Origin of the sequence: Haloterrigena salina JCM 13891 (assembly GCF_000337495.1) — an archaeon.
Taxonomy (GTDB): domain Archaea; phylum Halobacteriota; class Halobacteria; order Halobacteriales; family Natrialbaceae; genus Haloterrigena; species Haloterrigena salina.
In genome coordinates this window covers 1-19,528 of sequence record NZ_AOIS01000003.1, presented here as the reverse complement: position 1 = coordinate 19,528, position 19,528 = coordinate 1, and the positions used below count along the sequence as shown (strand labels likewise).

Annotated in this window: 11 protein-coding genes and 2 pseudogenes; 6 read left to right on the top strand and 7 right to left on the bottom strand. The window is 60.6% G+C overall.

What is annotated here, in order from left to right; genetic code table 11:
* Positions 1–84: 84 nt before the first annotated feature.
* Complete coding sequence (locus C477_RS00055; protein WP_008892365.1) at positions 85–2,340, top strand: AAA domain-containing protein; 2,256 nt, start codon at positions 85–87, stop codon at positions 2,338–2,340.
* A 367-nt stretch (positions 2,341–2,707) separates the two neighbouring features.
* On the opposite strand, the gene C477_RS00050 is transcribed toward C477_RS00055, so the two are convergent.
* Positions 2,708–3,136: a universal stress protein gene (locus C477_RS00050; RefSeq protein ID WP_008892364.1), complete on the bottom strand. Its 429-nt coding sequence runs from the start codon at positions 3,134–3,136 to the stop codon at positions 2,708–2,710.
* A gap of 1,332 nt (positions 3,137–4,468) precedes the next feature.
* The gene (locus tag C477_RS00045; RefSeq protein WP_008892363.1) at positions 4,469–5,812 is read right to left on the bottom strand and encodes an SGNH/GDSL hydrolase family protein; all 1,344 of its coding nucleotides are present in this window, start codon (positions 5,810–5,812) and stop codon (positions 4,469–4,471) included.
* 2,452 nt (positions 5,813–8,264) lie between these two features.
* Between C477_RS00045 and C477_RS00035 the strand changes: the two genes are divergently transcribed.
* Both C477_RS00035 and C477_RS00030 read left to right on the top strand, forming a co-directional pair.
* Positions 8,265–10,187, top strand: coding sequence for an asparagine synthase-related protein (locus C477_RS00035; RefSeq protein ID WP_049914008.1), 1,923 nt, complete (start codon positions 8,265–8,267; stop codon positions 10,185–10,187).
* Positions 10,177–11,376: a carboxylate--amine ligase gene (locus tag C477_RS00030; protein WP_008892360.1), complete on the top strand. Its 1,200-nt coding sequence runs from the start codon at positions 10,177–10,179 to the stop codon at positions 11,374–11,376. The genes C477_RS00035 and C477_RS00030 overlap by 11 nt, the downstream gene beginning before the upstream one ends.
* A 116-nt stretch (positions 11,377–11,492) precedes the next feature.
* Here the strand turns inward: C477_RS00030 and C477_RS22645 are convergent.
* A pseudogene (locus C477_RS22645) lies at positions 11,493–11,810 on the bottom strand (hypothetical protein); the annotation flags it as partial.
* Between the two features lie 112 nt (positions 11,811–11,922).
* Positions 11,923–12,385 (bottom strand): annotated as a pseudogene (locus C477_RS22640) (DDE-type integrase/transposase/recombinase); the annotation flags it as partial.
* An 851-nt stretch (positions 12,386–13,236) separates the two neighbouring features.
* On the opposite strand from C477_RS22640, the gene gfo6 reads away from it, so the two are divergent.
* Complete coding sequence (gene gfo6, locus C477_RS00025; protein ID WP_152423233.1) at positions 13,237–14,307, top strand: D-xylose 1-dehydrogenase Gfo6; 1,071 nt, start codon at positions 13,237–13,239, stop codon at positions 14,305–14,307.
* 418 nt (positions 14,308–14,725) lie between these two features.
* Positions 14,726–15,190, top strand: coding sequence for a nucleoside deaminase (locus C477_RS00020; RefSeq protein WP_008892357.1), 465 nt, complete (start codon positions 14,726–14,728; stop codon positions 15,188–15,190).
* A gap of 97 nt (positions 15,191–15,287) precedes the next feature.
* On the opposite strand, the gene C477_RS00015 is transcribed toward C477_RS00020, so the two are convergent.
* From C477_RS00015 to C477_RS23765, 3 genes are all read right to left on the bottom strand, one after another.
* Positions 15,288–17,339 (bottom strand): ATP-binding protein, encoded by a 2,052-nt coding sequence (locus C477_RS00015; protein WP_049914006.1) that lies wholly within the window; start codon positions 17,337–17,339, stop codon positions 15,288–15,290.
* Positions 17,340–17,431: 92 nt separating this feature from the next.
* Entirely contained in the window at positions 17,432–17,992 is a 561-nt protein-coding gene (locus tag C477_RS00010; protein ID WP_008892355.1) for a class I SAM-dependent methyltransferase, read from the bottom strand.
* Positions 17,993–17,994: 2 nt separating this feature from the next.
* Positions 17,995–18,135: a hypothetical protein gene (locus tag C477_RS23765; protein WP_160167996.1), complete on the bottom strand. Its 141-nt coding sequence runs from the start codon at positions 18,133–18,135 to the stop codon at positions 17,995–17,997.
* 224 nt (positions 18,136–18,359) lie between these two features.
* Between C477_RS23765 and C477_RS00005 the strand changes: the two genes are divergently transcribed.
* Positions 18,360–19,528 (top strand): NAD(P)/FAD-dependent oxidoreductase (locus C477_RS00005; protein ID WP_008892354.1); only part of this gene is annotated, 1,169 nt, incomplete at its 3' end.

Sequence of the window (19,528 nt, the reverse complement as noted above, 5' to 3'; positions counted from 1 at the left end):
CTGCATCGCCGACGGCCGTTTCAATTCGATCCACATACCAATTCGACGAGAAGATTTAGGGGCGAGTGCTGCGACCGGATCGATATGTCCCTCCTCTTCGAGAACGCGATCGGCGATTTCGAGCTCTCGACTGCGACGCTCTATTCGCCGACGAACGGCGACCTCGAGGCGACGCGTGACGAGCCCGTCCCGATCGACGGCATCGTCGAGTACGCGAGCTACCACGACCGACTCGATCATCCCGAGAAGGACGACTGGATCGCGGTTCCGCTTCACGAATCCGACAGCGCTGCGCTGACAGGCGAGTATATCGCCTTCACCGATCACGCGCTCCACGGCGAGATCTTCGTCTACGACGACGGCGACGACTACGAGTCGATCGACCGGGACGCCTTCGTCGAGTCGACGCTGGCCGAACGGGTGCGCTTCTGGCACTCCGACTACGCGCCCGACGATCCCCCGTCGTACTTCGACTCACCGATCGCGGAACGCGAGCCCCCTCGACGGCCGCTCTCCGGCGACGACGCGGCGTCGTTCTTCGACGAACTCGAGTCGTTCGTCCGGGCGGAGATGGACGCCCAACGCGACGCGAACGGGGAGAAAGCGGCCGGGTCGACGCCCGAAGCGCTCCGCGAGCAGGGGTTCGGCGCCATCCCCTCGCTCTCGTCGCTGGGCCAGCCCGAAGACGGGACCTATCGGTTCAGGATCGACGACGACGGCGACGACCGGGCGCAGGACCGGCATCGGTACGTCCAACGCGAGTTCGGCATCTTCGAGGGGAACGAGGTCCAACTCTTCCCGCCGAACGCGGAGCGCGCGCCGGACGCGTTCCCGATCGCGGCGACGGTCGGTTCGATCGAGGGGCGGACCGTGAGACTGGCCGTCGACTGGCACGCCATCGAGGACCGGTCGACCGTCGGCGGCTACCTCCGACAGAAGCGACGCGGGTACGCGGTGACCTTGCTGTTGAACTCCGTTCCCTACGACCGCGAACTCGAGGCGATCGCACGCGTTCGCGAGCGCGACGATCACCGCGCCCTCCTGACGGGGGAGACGGCGGTCACCTTCGGCGACACCGCCGGAGTCAAGAGCAGCCAGCAGGACGTCGAGCTGAATCAGGAACAGGAGCTCGCGGTCTCCTGTGCCCTCCTCGCCGATCACCTGTTTTGCATCCACGGACCGCCGGGCACCGGGAAGACGCGAACGCTCGTCGAGGTCGTCAGGCGGTCCGTGCAGGCGGGCGACGACGTCCTCGTCTGCGCCGACTCGAACCAGGCGGTCGACAACCTCGTCGCCGGTTCGAGCACGGCGGCGACGGCCGACGAACGGTCGCTCCACGCCTACGCACAGCACGGCGCCGACGAGTTCGTCCTCCGACGGGTCAACGCCGGCAACTCGTCGAACGACGTGGTCGGCGAGCGGTACGCGACCTGTGACGGTCGGGCCGACGTCGTCGCCGCGACGAACAGCAGCGCCGCCACCCTCGATCGCGAGTTCGACGTGCTCGTCCTCGACGAGGCGACACAGGCGACGTGTACCGCCTCCTGTATCCCGCTGGCGAGGGCGAACAAGGTCGTCCTCGCGGGAGACCACAAGCAGCTGCCGCCGTTCAGCGCGACCGAAGACCCGCCGGAGTCGGCGGCCGGGATGTCGCTGTTCGAGCACCTCTACGCCGACGGCGGCGTCTACGAGGGCGTCGGCGTTCAGCTGCGGACGCAGTACCGCATGCACCGCGACATCGCCTGGTTCTCGAACCGGCGCTTCTACGACCGGGCGCTGCGGCAGGGCCGCGACGTCGCGTCGCTCGCGGACCGGCCGGCGCTCGTCGGCTACGACGTCGGCGGCAGCGAGGAGACGATCGATCACTCGAAGCGCAACGACGCGGAGGCGCGACTCGTCGCGCACGTCGTCGACGAACTCCGAACCGAGGCCGGGCTCGAGGCCGCCGAGATCGGCGTCATCACGCCGTACACGGCGCAGGTCGACGCGGTTCGGACGAAGCTGACCGCCCAACTCGAGCGCGGCCGGGAGGTGACCGTGGACACGATCGACTCCTTCCAGGGCAGCGAGAAGGTCGCGATCGTGATCTCGCTGGTCCGAAGCAACGCCGACGGCGAGGTCGGCTTCCTCGACCGTCCGCTCGACGGTCCGCGGCGATTGAACGTGGCGATGACCCGCGCCGAACGATTCTGCGCGCTGATCGGCGACTGGTACACGTTGCGGGACTCGCGGGGCGGCGCCGGGGACGGCACTGACCTCTACGACGATCTCCACTCGTTCCTCGAGAGCACCGGGCGGTTGCGACGGGTCGAACCGGAGTTCATCCCGATTCCCGAGTGACGATACTGTTCGACCTCGATCACTGACTCACCTCCTCGAGCGCCGTTCGTCCCCGAGGTACTGGCTCTCCCTATTTGCGGTACTCCGAATAGATACAACTATTCGTCGGAAACTGATTTCGTGACGACCTGCTCGAGAACCGCGCTGCTGCCGGCGGTCCTCGTCAGGGGGATCTTGCCGGTCATCGCACGCGCTCCGATCCGTCAGTCGCGTGGGACGTTCCGCCTCCGAACGGAGGATGATCCGAAAAGGTCGCCGATACGTTCACCGGTCTGACGCCGCGGTACTCGCATTTCAGTGGGGTGCGAGTCGTCGAACGCCTTCCGGCGAGCAACAGCAATCTGCGGCGATCAAACAGCAGGGCGGATCAATTGCTGTCCATTACCGCGACCACCGGTCGGTCCGCGTCCAGAAGGACCGATTGGGTGACACTCCCGAATAGCGCCTTGCCAACTGGCGATCGTTTCCGTCCGCCCAGAACGAGATATCGGGAATCGACTTCGGTTGCATACTCCAGGATTTCTTCGGCGGGATTCCCCGTTCGTCCGATCACTTCGTGCTCCCGCGAAATGCCTTCGGAAGCCCGTTCAGCGACCGCTCGAGCGATTTCCTTTCTGTCCTCATCCGTCGGCTTTTGATCGATGTCGATTTTCTCGTTGAGGAGATGGTCGTGCTCCGACTCTTCGTACACGGAGAGGACGTGAAGCGGTTCGTCGAAGCGATCGGCTAACGTCGCTGCTTCCCTCACTACTGCGTTCGATCTCTCCTCGTCGTCAACTGAAGCAACAATCGTCATATGAGACCACTTGATGTTGGAAGGCAAATAAATTTGGGTTAGTTGTAAGGGTCTGGGTCACAGAAAGTAGCGCGATTGTAGTGGTATACGGTCGAGACGAATAACCACCGGGGTCGGAGAAGAAGTTATCAGTTGAAATTCATTCCTTTTTCGTATACTCCTATAAATATAATAATCCTTAATAGTGTCATTGCTTGGAGAATCAAGAGAGGTGGCGTGATACGGCACTGGATCTATCCTGAACCAGCGAGAGAATCCCGTCCGAAAGCCGACCGAAGCGAGGTATCGACAGATAACCGACCACAACGAGCGCCGAATGGTGACCCTACGAGGCGCTCTCGTGATCGAGCGTCGTTCGCCGAACGGTCCCGTTCGGAGAAATCGCTCGCCACCGATTCCAACGGATCGGTAGCCGCGTCGAGGCCACGAGTGTCTGGGCGTGAAGAGCCGATTCCGAGTCTGTTGGAATCGTGGCTGGGTTGATAACCCTTGCGCCGAACACATCCACTGTCGCGTACCTCTCCCACGCGACAAAGCGATCCCATCTCCACACCCGACCTTGTCGTCAGCCACCGTGGGCCCGCCCCGGCCCGCTGGGACTTTTGCTTTCGGCCGAATTCGTATAGCCGTCCGCTCTCGAGCGGTTCGCCGACGCCTCTCGAGCCGACATTCCGCTCGAGAATCGGGCGGCGACCGGTTGCCAGACTCGCTCTGCGAAGCCGGTCGACCGTTTCGGAGTGACCGCGACCCCCGTCAGCGCGCCGTACGGAGAGTATCGTTGCGGCGATCACGACCTCTCGGGACGCCGTCGTTACCCGCGGCTCGCGGCTTTCGACTACTGGGTCCTGCGAGAAACGCCGGTCGGGCCCGGCGTCGGATCCCCCCTGTCGATGGTGGTGTGTCAATCGGTGGGTAGGGGTGAACCGAGATTGGCCTCTGACGTCGGATACTCTCGATTAGCGGCGGGTACAGATGTCTCAGATCGGACGAGAGCTGCCGGCAACGACAGTACTCCTGTCCCGCCAGTACGACCATTCGTCCGTTCTCCGTTAAGGGTGGAGGCTGACAGGTAAGCCGGTACGATCGCCTCGCCTCTCGTGATCTCACCGGACGATCCGTCCACTATCGCTTCCGTCGACATATCCGGCCCACTCGGTTCGTTCCACGAGGCGAGCAGACAATTTCTGTCGGCGACTCCCACCGCGTTCCGTCGCTCGCCGTGTGGCTGCCGACTCGAGCCACCGCACTGTGATCTACGAACAGCCGACGCGCAGAGAGCCGGCAAGAGCGGAGACCGCGTCGGCGATACCGCCGGGCCGATTCGCGGTGGCCTCAGTCCGCTTTACCCGGACTTCTTCCGCGGCCCTCGTTCTTTCCGTGCCCTTTTCCACCGTTTCGGCCACGACCCCGGAACAGCGAGAGATCGACCGCCTCGGCCATCGCCTCGTAGCCCGTGTCCCCTGGGTGGAGGTTGTCGCCGCTATCGTACTTCGGAAGCATCCGCTCGGGATCGTCGGGGTCCCGGATGGCCTCGTCGAAGTCGACGACACCGTCGAAGGCGTCGCTCGTCCGGATAAACTCGTTGACCGTCTGGCGGATCTCCTCGCCTTCGGGCGTGTAGTGTGGATTATCTTTCATCGGCGTCAGCGTTCCACCGATGATTCGCAGGCCCTTCGCGTGGGCCCTGCGGATGAGCTGCTGATAGCCATCGATTAGGTCCTCGGCGGTCAGAGTTTCGGAGCCCGCACCCGTCCCGGCTCCGATATCGTTGATCCCCTCCAACAGGAGCACGTCGGTCACGCCCGTCTGGGCGATGACGTCTCGGTCGAACCGGGCGAGAGCGTTTTCGCCGGCGCCTCTGCTGAGTACGCGATTGGCGGAAATACCAGCGTTCAACACCGATTTCTGTAGACTCCCGCTCTCGTTGATTCGCTCGGCGAGGAAGTCGGGATAGGTCGCGTTGGCGTCGTACGTCGATTCGAAGCCGTCGGTGATCGAGTCGCCCAGACAGACGATCGCGCCGTTCGTCTCCGGTGAGACCACCTCGACCCCGTCGAGGTAGAACCACTGGGAGATTTCCGTCGTGAACGCGTCTGCACCGGTTTCGTCCGTGTGATCGCCGCTCTCCGCGACGAAGGACGTCTTGGTCTCGAGGTGGTGCAAGGTCGTCGGGCCCGTCGGCGCCGCCGCGTAGAGGTTGACCGCCAGATCCTGCTCCGGTTCGACGTGCAGATCCGCCGGGTCGCTCAAGACGCGACTCCCGGCCGTGATCGTCACGTCGTCGTCACCGCCGAACGTCAGTTGCCGGAGCGTCCCGGGTTCGATCGCGGCGCTACCGGACTCGGCCCGTATCCCCACGGACGCCCGGTCGAACGTGACTGGTCCGTCACCGAACGTGTTGGACAGGCGGATACGGACACCGTTTCCACCGACGCTCGTCCGGACCATCAGTCGAAGCGTCTCGTCCTCGAAGCCCTCCTGAGAGCGGCCCTCGTCGTTCGGCGCCATCGGACTTGCCGTCCACGTTCCCACGAACTCGGTGCCGGAGCGTCCCGGTGGTCTCTCGGTATCCGTCGGCGAATCACCGGTCAGAACGTCGGCGCCGGTACCGCCGAGTACCAGCCCCGAAACGGCACCGAGCGACTTCAACGTCTCGCGTCGGGTCGACCCGGTCATTGTTCGCACCCACACTGTTGGCCGCTATTTTGCGCTAGCATTCCACACAAAACCATAGTCAAACAACATTTAGTAATAGGATACCTACCTGTTCCAGAGCGTCACCGTTAGGAGACACTTTCTGGGAACGACCGGTGCTGAGAAAGCAGTCGAACGCGTCTGCGGCGTCCGCGGACTAGCATCACAGCAGACCGCTCCCTGCGGTCCGATTTCGGCCTCGGACGAAGAGAGCGATTCGAGGAACGGGAAACGACACTCGCGAAACTCGAATCAAAGCGGAACAAGGCGAATGCGGCGGCGACGCAAGCTATGGGAGTGGATATTCGCTCCGAGGGAGCGTACTATTCCCAGCACTGGACATCGCACGTAGCCCCGTAGCGGATCGAGTGTGAGCGTGGTTGTCCATACACTGAATTTTGTAAGCAGTACTATTTCGATCCGGCGGCAGTCGCTCGACTCATCGGTGTGGACGATACGGCGGATCTCGTCGTCCTCGACGGCAGAAACGAAGACGACTACGAGGAGTGGCAGGTCGGTTGAGCACGAACGTCCCGATCGACAACGAACTGTTGAGATTCGACTACTCTGCGCTTGAGGAGTACCTGACTATCACAACCTATCGAGTTCGGCCGCAATCTCCTTGACTACGAGGAACCGACACTCGAGACGTTCGACGAGCTGACGACGTGTATCGCTGACCAGTTCATGGAGGCAACAGCATGAAATTCGGGGCAACTGACCCGTTTGCGGACGATTCAGTACGAAGTCACTGAGGGGGAAGACCGCTGGGGAATCTCATTCGAACACGAAACTCCTTCCTCGATTCTCTGGGACAGTGTCGAGGAACTCCTCGAAGACATCCGTCCGACGTACCAGTATCCGAATGAGAATCTTGAGAGTAACGAGTACGTCTTTGCTTTTTCTCCCGGGTAGTTTGAGATCCGGAAGTGGAGCGTCCCTGTACTCAGAGCCAGATCCGGGGTGGGAGCTACTGTCGTTGGAGGCAGATCCGAGGCAGTGTGAGCACTGAAGTCACGCGGAAGGATTCTGGTAGGAAGAGTGTCCCGACTGCGGAGTTACACATTCTCAGAGACTTGATTTCGCAGTACTGCGGGATAGCGTCGAGACCTGAGTACAGGGTAGAAGCTGAACTCATCGTAGACGAGGACTTACCTGTGTGGCGGCCCGAGGATATACAATGGCATCACCTGATGTCCAGCAGTCGCTGTCGGCTATCGGATGTGATGCGTGCCAGTCTGCTGTCCAGTCTGGCGGATGGCAAGAGGTATCGTTTCTCCTCCTGGATCAACTCACGATCCCTGTCCTCAGCTGTGACGAGCACTTGGAACAGTTCTCTTCGGTCTGTGGATTGACGTCCGAAGACACGGCCGATCTTCTGCATCATCGACCGGCTGGCGGAGTGTCGTGTCCTAGTTGCCGCCTCTCCCCGTATAACTCGCCGCATCCTCTGGTCCACGTTCAGGATGGGGCCGTCATTCCGCTGGCGTGTCCGAAGCACCTGTCCGAGATCGTCCAGCGGTTCCACACAGGGATCCAGACACAGCACCAGTTGACAGCCGGCCTCGATACTAGTCCCTCCCAGTAAGGCCTGAAGGTTCTGTGAAGTGGTACACAGACCGTAGAGGAAGGTCAGGTTTCCGGGTGGTCGTATCGGTTGAACCGGTACTATCGTCGGAACTATGACTGATAAACAACCTTGGGGCTTGTTCCTCCCACCCGCTCGAACAGGGAGAGGAGGGATAATACAGACACCGCTATATTCACTCAAACTCTTGTTTATTAGTCGATAAGAGCAAGAACCTTCGGCTCGATCGACGAACTCGTCGAACAGAGTCCGTGGACAGTCGAGTCCGAAGCCGATCTCGAGGTAATTCCCGAAGACCAGTTCTACGATCACCTCGAACAGCGGGCGAAAGCCGCTTTCAACTCAGCTTCAGACACCGATGCGGAATACAACTGGACCCGAGAAAAGAAAGACAACTCTGCCCTTTCGATCCGGCAAGTCCGCCGAATCTACAACGCTGTCGAGTCTCCCGGTGAAGAATTACTGGTACTCGCGCTGTGCGGTTGGGTCTCCGTCGTAACGAGGTTGCGTCGCTGCAGGCATCTCAGCTCGTCCTCAAGGGCTCACACGCCGAGGATCCAGGCCAGTGCCTGATTAGTGGCTCCCCAACCCAGAGGTTTCTCATATAGATAATGTATGTGTTCACAATCATTGTGTGCCTATAAACAATCAATTTACAAATTCTCGCCCGGATAGTATAGTTATGCTGCCAATAACAACTCCATCAGAACAGAATTAGTAACTTAGACAGAATTAGTTGATGATCTCTTAAAAGATGACAACCGAACTACTTATACGAGGGGATTGTGAAGAACTAATTCCAAGAACCATTTTTAAAATATATTTCCAATAGCAATAAATTAAATAATGAATGGAACATACGGTATTATTGACATTCACGGAACGGAATTAGAGGATACACTAGGGGAATGGGATTTATCTGACGACGGTATTCAGCATGTGACCGACAACGTGGCACTCACGGCTGATCCAGGTCGGTGTCACACCGCAAGCCAGTCCTGCGACGGCGATGAGTCGCTCCGTTGCTGGGTGATTGGCGACATATATGGCTATGACGCGAGTGCCATTGGCGAACCCGGCGGATACAGGACACGGTCTGCCAATGTTGACCCTGCACAGTACTGTGTGTCGCTGTACCAGCGCGACGGACTGCGCTTTGTCAACGGCCTCAACGGCACGTTCACACTCCTAATCTATGATCGTGAGCACGATCGGCTCACTCTTTGTACCGACCGGTTCGGGACGGTGCCACTCTATTGGATACGGCCGGACGAGGAGACAATCGTCTTCTCGACGAATATCCAATTTCTTCCGTACCACCCGGACGTTGATACCGCCTTCAATTCGGCGTACTTCCACGAATATCTCGCCTTTCGGCGCACATTCGGGGTGACAACTCCTCTCGAAGGCGTCGAGAAACTCCAGCCAGGTACGATCACGACTATTTCGCTAGTTGACGGTGCGACTCAGAGCGACCAGTACTGGCGGCCCGAGTATTGCCCGCGCGACGAGTCCTTTGAGTGGTTCGTCGACGAGTTCGTGCGTCGGTTCCGTACAGTCGTCGACGAGTGGACCCGCGACGACCGCGAGTACGGCGTCTTGCTTTCAGGGGGTCGAGACTCGCGGCTTGTTCTAGCCACCCTCGAGGATGCGACCGCGTTCCACATGAACGACTGGATGAATCGCGAGGCCCGCACCGCTGAACGGGTCGCCCTCGAGGCCGACGCTGACTTCGAGGTACTCGACCGAGGAGCCAAATACCGGATCGACGCCCTCAAGCGCAACCGGTGGGCTGGCTCGTTCAACGGCTGGTTCACCCAGCCCTACACTAGCGGTTTCGAAACAGAGATCACCAACCGAGTCGACGGACTCCTGTCGGGACTATATGCCGACTCGCTGTTCCATGACTATAGCGTCCCTTCTCCGACAGTGTCAGTCGGCCCGCTCGGGTCGGTAACGGTGCCGATCGAGCAATCGATCGAGACGGTCGACGAATACATCAATTTGCTGCTCGAATCGGCCCACGACGATCTTCCCACCTCGACGGATCTCCAGTCGATCCTCGAGGCAAATATCTACCGAGAGGGCAAGCAAATTATCCACCACGGTGTCACGTACAACTCCCTCAACGAACTCGTCTACTACGGCGACTGCTATCCGCTCTCAAACGACGACGACCTGCGATTCCATACTGATCTCCACCGGATGCTTCCCTACCAGTCGCCGTTTCTCGATAACCGTATTATCGATCTCTCTCTGTCGATGCCGGTCCGATACCGACTCCGACGGGATCTTATCGGGCAGGCGGTCGATCGTCTTGCGCCCGACCTGGCAGCGATCCCCCACGCAACCTCCGGTGTCGCGCTCTCACGATCGTTCCCGATCAAATACGCTGGCAGACATCTGCTGGAGCTATGGGACAAACACATTCGCAACCAGACATCACCGAAGCCGTACCTAACTAACGGTCCCTGGCTGGACGACGCCGAACTGCTCCGCTCGGAGCCGTTCGCGGGGAACGTCTTCGAACGAACTGCCAACCTCGCCGACGAGCTCCCCGGCCTCGACGCTGACAGAATTGACGACCGGTACCGTACCCACCTGCGCGGCCAAAACCGCGTCGGCGAACTATACACGCTGTTGACACTACTCACGATGCCAGTCACGAAACGCATTCTCGAACCCGAAACAGATCGCACGCAGAAAACCGACGTAACGGACTCCAGTTTTTGGTCGCTCGAGAGGGGGGAGTTCGACGATGTCTGCTGAGCGCGACGCAGTCGTCGTCACCGCCTCACGGTATCCCCACGGATACGCTTCGATCCGTTCGCTGGCTGACTGCGGCCTGCACACGATCGCCGCGGTCGCTGACGAGTCTTTGAGCGTCACAACCTCCCGGTACTGCGACGAATCGGTGCTAGTTCCGGCGCCGAGTGACCTCCCAGCGTACAAGGATTCGCTACTGGGACTGGCCGCTCGGCCAGACGTCAGAACGATTATCCCCCACCGGCCACACGATACGTACCTTCTCTCGAAGTTCGCCGACGAGTTCGACCGCCACGTCGACGTCGTCGTCCCAGACCTCGAGAGGCTGCGGGACGTCCACGACCGAAAGCACCTCACGGAGGCAGCCGCTCGGGCGGACGTGGCAATCCCAGATACGCAACTGCTCGGCGAGGTCACCGACTGGAGCGGTGACCGGATCATCAAATCCCGGTATAACTTACTCACTGACGAGTACCTTGAGGACATGGCGTTCGAAGATTCCGGGATTGCTAAATCGGTTGTACATATCCCGGCAGGCGAGACGCCTGACATCGACGCACTCGTCGAGAAAATGGGCCATGAACCGATTGTTCAGGAATACATCGATGGCGAGGAGTACCTCTTCGGAGCGCTGTACGACCATGGCGAACCCTTGGGGACTTTCCAGCACAAACAGCTCCGGGGAGATTCCTACACCGGTAGCGGCGGCGTCTATCGCGAGTCAGTTGCCATTCCCGAACTTGAGGAAACTGGCCGGGCGATCCTCGATGAACTCGAGTGGCATGGGCTGGCCTGTATCGAGTACGTCGAGGATGCCGAAACTGGTGAGTTTAACATCGTTGAGATCAATCCACGGATGTGGCAGTCGCTGGCCTGTGCGACCTGTGCGGGGGCGGATTTCCCCGCTTGGTACTGGTATACAGCTACCGATCGTTCTGGACTAATCAGTCCTAGCTACGAGACCGGCGTCAGCACGCACTATCTGTACGGTGAGCTGGAACACCTCGTCAGTATCGCCCGCGAGGAGTCCCCGTTCGTCGAGCGCCCCTCGTTGCCAAGACGCGCGGCCAAGATCCTACGCTCGTGTTACAACGACCCTGGCTTCGATTATCTCCACCTCGACGACCCGCGTCCGATCGCCCGACAGATCCGCAGCGAGCTCAAGAGCACGGTGATCAGCCGGCTCAGCTGACCGTTTCATACTAATACTGGATCTCAGTCTCAAGGACTTCATGCACTTGCTGGCGGTTATAGGGAGTCATAGAAGAGTTCCCACACTATGATCACAGTATTTCCTGGATTATCTCCTCATCCATAGTCGGTGATTGTGATGACAAGGAAAAGACATAGCGCGGGGAACCTGCGCTCGTGCGTGGACGCAGCCTTGGGCATGAACGTGCCCGAGGCCGCAGTCCTTGACTGTGTCGTTGATTCGCTCGACTCCGCACCGTAAGTTGTACGTCTCGTCTAGTATCGTTTGCTTCAGCTGCACGTCTTTCTGAGTTTCTCAATTCGGTCTTCAACCTTTTGAGTCGCTTTAGCGGTCTCAAAGACATCTTTTTCATCCAGAATTCGAGGGAATGGATGCTGACATGAGCAGGCATTATGTGGACTGATCGGCTGGATAGTACCATCCGCAAATACCTACACTGGCAGTGGTTCATCAGAAGTATTGTACCCACCGGCCTCTTTTTCTTCGTTAGATGTTGTCACAAAAGTGGCCTCGTTCGCCGTGATATAGATCGTGTTTCTTGGTACGTCCATGTAGAAACGCAGCAGCTGGATCGGTGCCCCGCCGTTCAAAGAGCGCTACATCGAGGATGAGTTTCGTGTCGATGTCTATTGCAGCGTACATCCAAGATCGGTTGCCGTTAATCCTGACAGCGGTTTCATCAACCGCGACCCGCGACGGCGAAACCGTCGGCGGGTCTGGAACGCTATCAACCATCCGATGATCCCAGTACCAGATTGCTTGATGAGGCCTTTCAATGCCGAATGAGCGAAGAATTTCTTGTGTCTCTCGAAGAGAACAACCAGTCGCATGGAGCCGGATGGCGAACGCCCTGACGGGCGTCCTCAGAACCTCCGCGTTCTAATGGGCTGCACAAGAGCTACGCTCTTGTGAACGTCGCCGCCCACTCCCGTTCCCAAGCTTCATCAAATTCTGCCGCATAACACCCGCTGAGAAGGTCTGCGAGCATAGTTCTAATCACTCTCCGACCTACTCGATCCTCAAACTGTGCTAACTAGATGGTGCCCAGCTACCGCTCCTGTCTCTGCAGCGTATATTCAGCATGCCGTTCCTATCACAGTTTGAGGGTTTCAACAGAGCCGCTCGAGTAACTTGACGCCGTCGTGGACCAAAATATCACAGGATGGGCGACAGCCGATAGAGAGTTGCCAATTCTTTACAACGAGTGGGGGGACGCAATTGCTGACAGCGAAGAATTGGACGCACTCGAGGATTCACGTCGGTGGTTCGTTCCTGCACTTGTGCTACAGGAAACATCCGGATCGAATCTGGCCACAACAGAGCCGAACATTTCACACAAAACGCGACCTGACTGTCGACACTGCGACGAAGAGACGATTCACACCTTCGAAGAGCATAATACCACACCAGAAGCATCGGTCCCTACAACACCGATCTGGGAATGCAGCCGATGTAGCACTCCTCGGTATGGTCCACATATCGATTGAAACGGTCTGACTCAGAATTACCGAAGTATGGGAAGGTGTCGTTCCAGTCCACGTACATCGCAGATCTCTCACGGCGTAGTGACAGAGGCCAAGGAAGCAACTAGACGGGCCGCAGAAGTCGGTGATAAGGCAAGCGAAGCGGCGGAACGCAGACTCGACCAATCCACGAGCGCGTTCATCGATTGGGCCGCGAAGCACGATATTGAGGCGTTGTACTCAGATAAAACTTCAAGTACTACGACCGCACTCGTCGGAGACTGAATTGTCGGATACGCTCCCAGAAATCGTCTCTACTCGATTGGTAGCTCCTCATGCGTGAAGACTATCTGTTATGGGCAGCAAATCCTCGCTCATGGAGTTCGATCTCGACAGCTTCAGTGCTCGCGACTGGGAACGCCCCACAGACGCCGATCCGGTCCGGTTCGCCATGGTCGGACTCGGGTGGTGGACGCGTGAGCACGCGATCCCTGCCGTCGAAAACGCAGACTACTGCACGACGACGGTCCTGGTCAGTTCCAGTACGGAGAAGGCTGAGGAGGTCGCGACTGACCTGGAGGGGATCGAGGGAACCCTCACTTACGACGAGTATGCCGACGGCGCGGCAACCGATGCCTACGACGCGGTGTACATCTGCACGCCGAACGGACTCCACCGGGACCACGTCGAAGCCGCGGCCGCGCACGATAAGGCGATCCTCTGCGAGAAGCCCCTGGAAGCGACTGTCGAGAACGCTCAGGCGCTCGTCGACGCCTGCCGGGAAGCGGATGTCCCGCTGATGGTCGCCTACCGACTCCAGACCGAACCGGTGGCCCGCCGCGCCCGAGAACTGATCCGGGACGGCGCAATCGGCAATGTCGTCTCGATACTCGGGCACATGTCGGACACGATCCTCGACGCCGCCGACGAGACGAGTTGGCGGTTCGACCCCGACCTTGCCGGCGGGACGACGCTCAACGACATCGGGATCTACCCGCTGAACACGATCCGGTTCATCCTGGAGGAAGATCCCCAAGCGGTGTACGCCCGGACGGAGTCCGAACAGCCGGCCTACGAGGGAACCGACGAGCACGCAGCGTTCCAGCTAGAGTTCCCCGACGGAACGCTCGCCTCGTGTACAGTCACGCACAGCGCGACAGTGACCTCGAGCCTCCGGTTCGTCGGCACCGAAGGTGAACTGAGCATCGAGGGGCTCTTCTTCCCGAACACCCGGAAAGTGCTCCGGGTATCCGGACCGGACATCGAGAGTGAGTATCAGCCGGAGCCGGTCGACCAGATGCGCGAGGAGTTCGACTACTTCGCCAACCGCCTCCAACGTGGTCTCGACCCCGAACCCGACGGCGAACACGGTATGATCGACATGCGCGTCATCCGTGCCCTCTACGAATCCGCTGAGAGGGGACAGCGCGTCACACTCGACCTGTGAACGAGATAGAAAACTGGTGACGGTCGATCACGTATGTGTCTTTACTGACTGATTCGGGAATCCCGGACATGAATACTGTGAACCCTTTTCTGGCACTCACAGCAGAAGTTGTTTTTCGGGGGTGAGATGACTGAGCCCCGCTGTAGGCTCCTGATTTGATGATTCCAGAAGGAACTGGTAATTCATTCAACAATTGCGAGTTGGCCCCCGACGCGATCCTCGGGACGCACACCTTCGAAGACATCCTATTCACCGACGAGACAGAAACGCCGGTGAACGTGCTCACCGGCGGGACACCGGTGCATTCGCAAGCGTCCGTCGAGGAGGTGACGATCGGCGACAGCAGTGACGACACTCCGGACGCTCTCACACGTCGGTCCACCACGGTTTATGTAGCTACTCGAGCTACTGTACAGACGTGTCCGATCCGACCTTCGATGAGTTCGACCACGAGGCGCACATGCGCCGAGCCTTCGAACTCGCTCGCGAGGCCGTCGATCGCGGTGACCGGCCGTTCGGGACGGTGCTCGTCCGGGACGATACGGTCATCATGGCCGACTCGAATCGCGTGGTTACGGAAGACGACATTCGCCGCCATCCGGAACTTCACCTCGCGTATCGGGCGTGTCGAGAACTCGACCCGGACGAACGCGCCGAGACGGTCATGTACACGAGCACGGAGCCGTGTCCGATGTGCGCCGGCGGGATGGTCAGCGCCGGGTTCGGACGGGTCGTCTACAGCGTGGGCAGCGACGAACTCGCGGAGTTCACCAGCGCCGAACCGTCAGTCCGATCGGCGGAGGTTCTCGACGGCGTCAGCGATGTTACCGGTCCCGTACTGAACGAGGAGGGGCGCCAGCTCCACCGCGATTTCGACTGGTAATCCATCAGTTCACGGCTCGAGACGTCCCGATTCGACGATACGACAGCCGACGCACCGAACGAAGCCACGCCACGCTGAGACACGGTACTATGTACCGCTATGTCGTTTCTCCGCCAGCGCCGTCTGGAATCGTGAAGAAGAACGTCGTCCCCTCGCCGGGGTCGGACTCGACCCAGATGCGGCCGTCGTGGGTCGTCACGATGCGTTTGCAGATAGCGAGACCGATGCCGGTTCCGCCGTACTCGTCGGGCGTGTGAAGGCGGTTGAATACCTCGAAGATGTCCTCCGTCTTTTCGGGGTCGATCCCGATCCCCTCGTCGCGGACCGAAAACAGCCACTCGCCGTCCCGTCGCTCGGCGGAGACGTGGACGGTCGGCGGCGCATCGCCCGCGTACGTGATGGCGTTATCGAGGAGGTTCTGGAAGAGTTGAATCAGTTGCCGTTCGTCGCCGCTCACGGTGGGCAGTTCGTCCGACGTGACGGTGGCCTCGTGTTCCTCGATCGCCATCTGGAGATTCCCCGTCGCCTGCTCGAGGACGGCCTCGCAGTCGACCGTCTCGAAGTCGTTCCCGCGGGTGCTCACCTGCGAATATTCGAGCAACGCGTCGACCATCTCCCGCATGCGGTCCGCGCCGTCGACGGCAAATTCGATGAACTCCTTCGCCTCGGCATCGAGGTCGTCCCCGTACCGCTGTTCGAGTAGCTGCAGATAGCTCGAAACCATCCGTAACGGCTCCTGGAGGTCGTGGGAAGCGGCGTGGGCGAATCGCTTGAGTTCTCGGTTCGAGCGTTTCAGTTGCGCGTTGGTTTGTTCGAGTTCCCGCTCGTACTCCTTGCGGTCGGTGATGTCGCTCGCCATCCCGACCCACTCGACGATCTCGCCGTCCTCGTCCAGCATCGGTATCGCACGCGAGAACGTCCAGCCCAGGCTGCCGTCGACCTGCTCTATTTGGTGTTCCAGTTCGAAGGTGCTCTTGGTCCGGATGGCTTCGTCGATGGCCGCCGTGACGCATTCCTGATCGTCCGGATGGATGTATTTGTCGAGCCAGTCGCTGGTCGATTCCTGCGTATCGGCGATGAATTCCTTGCCCTGGAGCTCGTGCATTTCGCTCCAATCCGGGCTCATGCGATAGACGACGTCCGAGCTCGCGGTAACCAGCGCGCGGAATCGCTCCTTGCTCTTCTGAAGCGCCTCCTCGGCCTCCTTGCGCTCGGTGATATCGCGCGTCGTTCCGGCGATGATTTCGACCTCCCCCTCGTCATCGAGCACTGGTGCGAAGATGTAGTCGTAGATTCGGCGACCGCGTTCGGCGTGTTCGAACGCGACTTCGCCGCGGATGGGCTCTTTCGTCTCCACGATCCGATCGATTTCGCGTTCGTGCATCTCCGCGTGCCACGGCTCGTAGCCGTTTTCTCGCAAGGTGTTGCCGATGGACTCGTCGTAGGTTTGGCCCCACATCTCCAGCAGCGCGTCGTTGGCGAAGATGAAGCGGTAGTCGAGGTCGAAGGCGTAGACGAGGTCGGGCGTACTGGAGATGATGGTCTCGTAGAGCCGTCGTTTCTGCTCGGCCTCGATGGGTACCTCCATCATCTCTTCCACCGCTTCCGCGCTCTCGTCGCGGTCAGTGTTCGCGGGCGACTCCGCATCGTCGAGGGCGTAGGCGATCGTGACACCCAGCTCCGCGAGCGATTCTCGCTCAGTCGTCTCGAACCCGCGTGGCCGGTCGGTAGCCAGCTGCAAGACGCCGTACAGCGTCCCCTCGTAAACGAGCGGGATTGCCGCACAGGTTCGGTAGTCGTGCTCGAGGGCGTGGTCGCGCCACTCCTCGCAAGGCGGATCGTCGACGAGGTCCCGTCGGACCGTAATCTCCCGTGTGCGCACCGCCTCGTTCGTCAGTTCCGCTCGAGGCGACTCCGTGGCGATGGGGACGTCCTCGAGCGTCTGCTCCGCGATCCCGGCGGATGCGTTCGGAATTACGTCGTCTCGCTCCGGCAGATAGCGGCCGATCCACGCATCGGAGTACACTTCCGATGAAACGAACGCCTCGCAAACGCGGCGACGCATCTCGGGTTCGGTGATGGTCGGAACCAACGCTCGGGTGACGTCACCGATCGCATCGGTTACAGATCGTTGCCCACCACGACTCATTTGGATCTTCTATCCCATAGACGTGGTTTATCCTGTCGGTTTCTGAAGGCGGGGTTCCGAGGTGTCAAAAACTGATGAATCGGGCCGGAAACTCACTCGAGGGTCGCGATCAAGAGGAACGTTTCCGGTCGGACGGCCTCGTGTTCGATGTCGAACCCGGCGTCGCGGAGGGCGGTCGCCGCCTCGTCGGCGCCGTATCGCTCGTCGACCGGCGGCCCGTCCTCGCCGGCGCCGGTCGCGGCCCAGTCGACGACGACGAGTCGCCCGCCGGGCACGAGGACCCGTCGGAGTTCCGCGAGCGCGTCATCGCTCGCGAACTCGTGGTAGGTCATCGTCGAGAACGCGGCGTCGAGTGCGTCGTCGTCGAACGGGAGGTCGCTCACGTCGCTGGTCACGAGGGCAACGTTCTCCGGGACGCCCTTCTCCCGGTAGTACTCGTGCATCGCCTCCTGAACGTCGACCGCGTGGACTGCGCCGGCGTGGGGTGCGACGTCGTCGGTGAAGAAGCCGGTGCCGCTGCCGAGGTCGGCGACGGTGTCGTCCGGCGACAGCGAGAGCGCCCACAGCAGTTCCTCAGCCGAGAGGAATCGGTATCGCCGTTCGGCTCGTTCGAGCTTGTCCGCCCGCCCAGCATCGAACGTGTGGTAGCCCACGGTTACGGTTCCTCGACGACTTCGTCGATGAATTCGCCGGCCTCGGCGACGATTCCAGGCGCCCCTCCGTCCGGTGTCGTCCCGACGAAGCGTGCGATCCGGGGGATCGAACCGCGACGGCCAGGATCGGTAGGAAGCATCATACTGTACAGCATTGGACCGATCACGAAATCTGTTCTGGTCTCAGTACCCCGCGATGTCGGATACAGTCGAGATGAGCGCCGTCAGCGGCGACTCGAGTCGCCGCCAGCCCCCGAGAATCGTTCGACCGACGAGATCCCCCTCGTCCCGTGAGTGTTCGAAAATGATGGAGAATCAACTAGTCTCATTACCATCGAGACGGTTGGTTTCGAGCAAGGACACAGCGATGGACGACACGCAGCCGACTGCAGCGGTGCTCGGCGGATCGGTTTCGGGACTCGCGGCGGCGACGGGACTGCGTCGACTCGCGGGCGTAGACCGGGTGACCGTCTACGAGCGCCAGGAGTACGACGAGAAGCGCGTGGACTGCGGTGAGGCGATCAACGACGCGACGCTGGTCCCGCTCGAGAAGACGCCCGAAAACGGGTTCGTCAACGACGTCGACGGATTCCAGCTTCGCGTGTACGAGGGGGCCGACCGTCCGCGCGACGCCGGACCGCTCGCGGCGTCGAACGTTCGGTGCGAGCCCGGCTACGTCTGCGAGCGACCCGTCGTCGAACGGCGGTGGGCGGCAGAGTTGGAAGCCAGGGGCGTCGAATTCCGGACCGGCCGATCGGTCTCACCCAGCGAGTACGCCGACATCGTGGAGACGTACGACTACGTCGTCGACGCGACCGGACAGCCGTCACTGACGCTCAAAGCGAGCGGAGAGACGCGCGAGTACACCGGTGACATGGTCGCGCTCAACGCGACGGTCGAGGGCGACTTCTCGGCGTACGCGAACTGGCCGCGGATCTTCTTCGAGGGATACGTCGGCTACGCCTGGGTGTTCCCGAAGTCCGATCGTCACGCGAACGTCGGCATCGGCTGGGCGGGTGACCGGCGGCCCGACGACTACTTCGGCGCGCTCGAGGCCGCGGCCGAGCGGAACTCGGTTCCCGTCCCGGACCGGGCGGACGTGAACATCGCCACCATCCCGAGGGGGCCGAGCCTCGATCCCGCTCGCACCTACGTCCCCGAGCATAACGTGTTCCTCGTCGGCGACGCAGCCGGGATCGCCAACCGGTATCAGGGCGAGGGGATCTGTCAGGGGATCAGATCGGCGTACCTCCTCGCGGCGCTGATCGCGGACGGGAACGAGTCGGCGTACCCGCGGAAACTGTACGAGCTGATGCGGTCCGAGTACCGGCTCGCGCGGCTGATGCGCGGCGCGTGGGTCGAACACGAGGACCCCGACCTCCTGGCCTCGGTCGCGGCGGCGCTCGAGGGACTGACGATCGATGACGTCACGCGCCGACCCGCGACCGTGATGCGACGCGTCGCGAGTCGACCGTCGGCCGCGATCGAACTGCTCGCCGACGCCGGCACGCTTCGGCGCCTGTACGGCGCCTACAC

What these genes read in the sequence shown, in the direction of transcription:
- C477_RS00035 (WP_049914008.1), top strand. Translation starts at nt 8,265, where the DNA reads ATGAATGGAACATACGGTATTATTGACATTCACGGAACGGAATTAGAG.
- C477_RS00055 (WP_008892365.1), top strand. Translation starts at nt 85, where the DNA reads ATGTCCCTCCTCTTCGAGAACGCGATCGGCGATTTCGAGCTCTCGACT.
- gfo6 (WP_152423233.1), top strand. Translation starts at nt 13,237, where the DNA reads ATGGAGTTCGATCTCGACAGCTTCAGTGCTCGCGACTGGGAACGCCCC.
- C477_RS00050 (WP_008892364.1), bottom strand. Translation starts at nt 3,136, where the DNA reads ATGACGATTGTTGCTTCAGTTGACGACGAGGAGAGATCGAACGCAGTA.
- C477_RS00045 (WP_008892363.1), bottom strand. Translation starts at nt 5,812, where the DNA reads ATGACCGGGTCGACCCGACGCGAGACGTTGAAGTCGCTCGGTGCCGTT.
- C477_RS00015 (WP_049914006.1), bottom strand. Translation starts at nt 17,339, where the DNA reads ATGAGTCGTGGTGGGCAACGATCTGTAACCGATGCGATCGGTGACGTC.
- C477_RS00030 (WP_008892360.1), top strand. Translation starts at nt 10,177, where the DNA reads ATGTCTGCTGAGCGCGACGCAGTCGTCGTCACCGCCTCACGGTATCCC.
- C477_RS23765 (WP_160167996.1), bottom strand. Translation starts at nt 18,135, where the DNA reads ATGATGCTTCCTACCGATCCTGGCCGTCGCGGTTCGATCCCCCGGATC.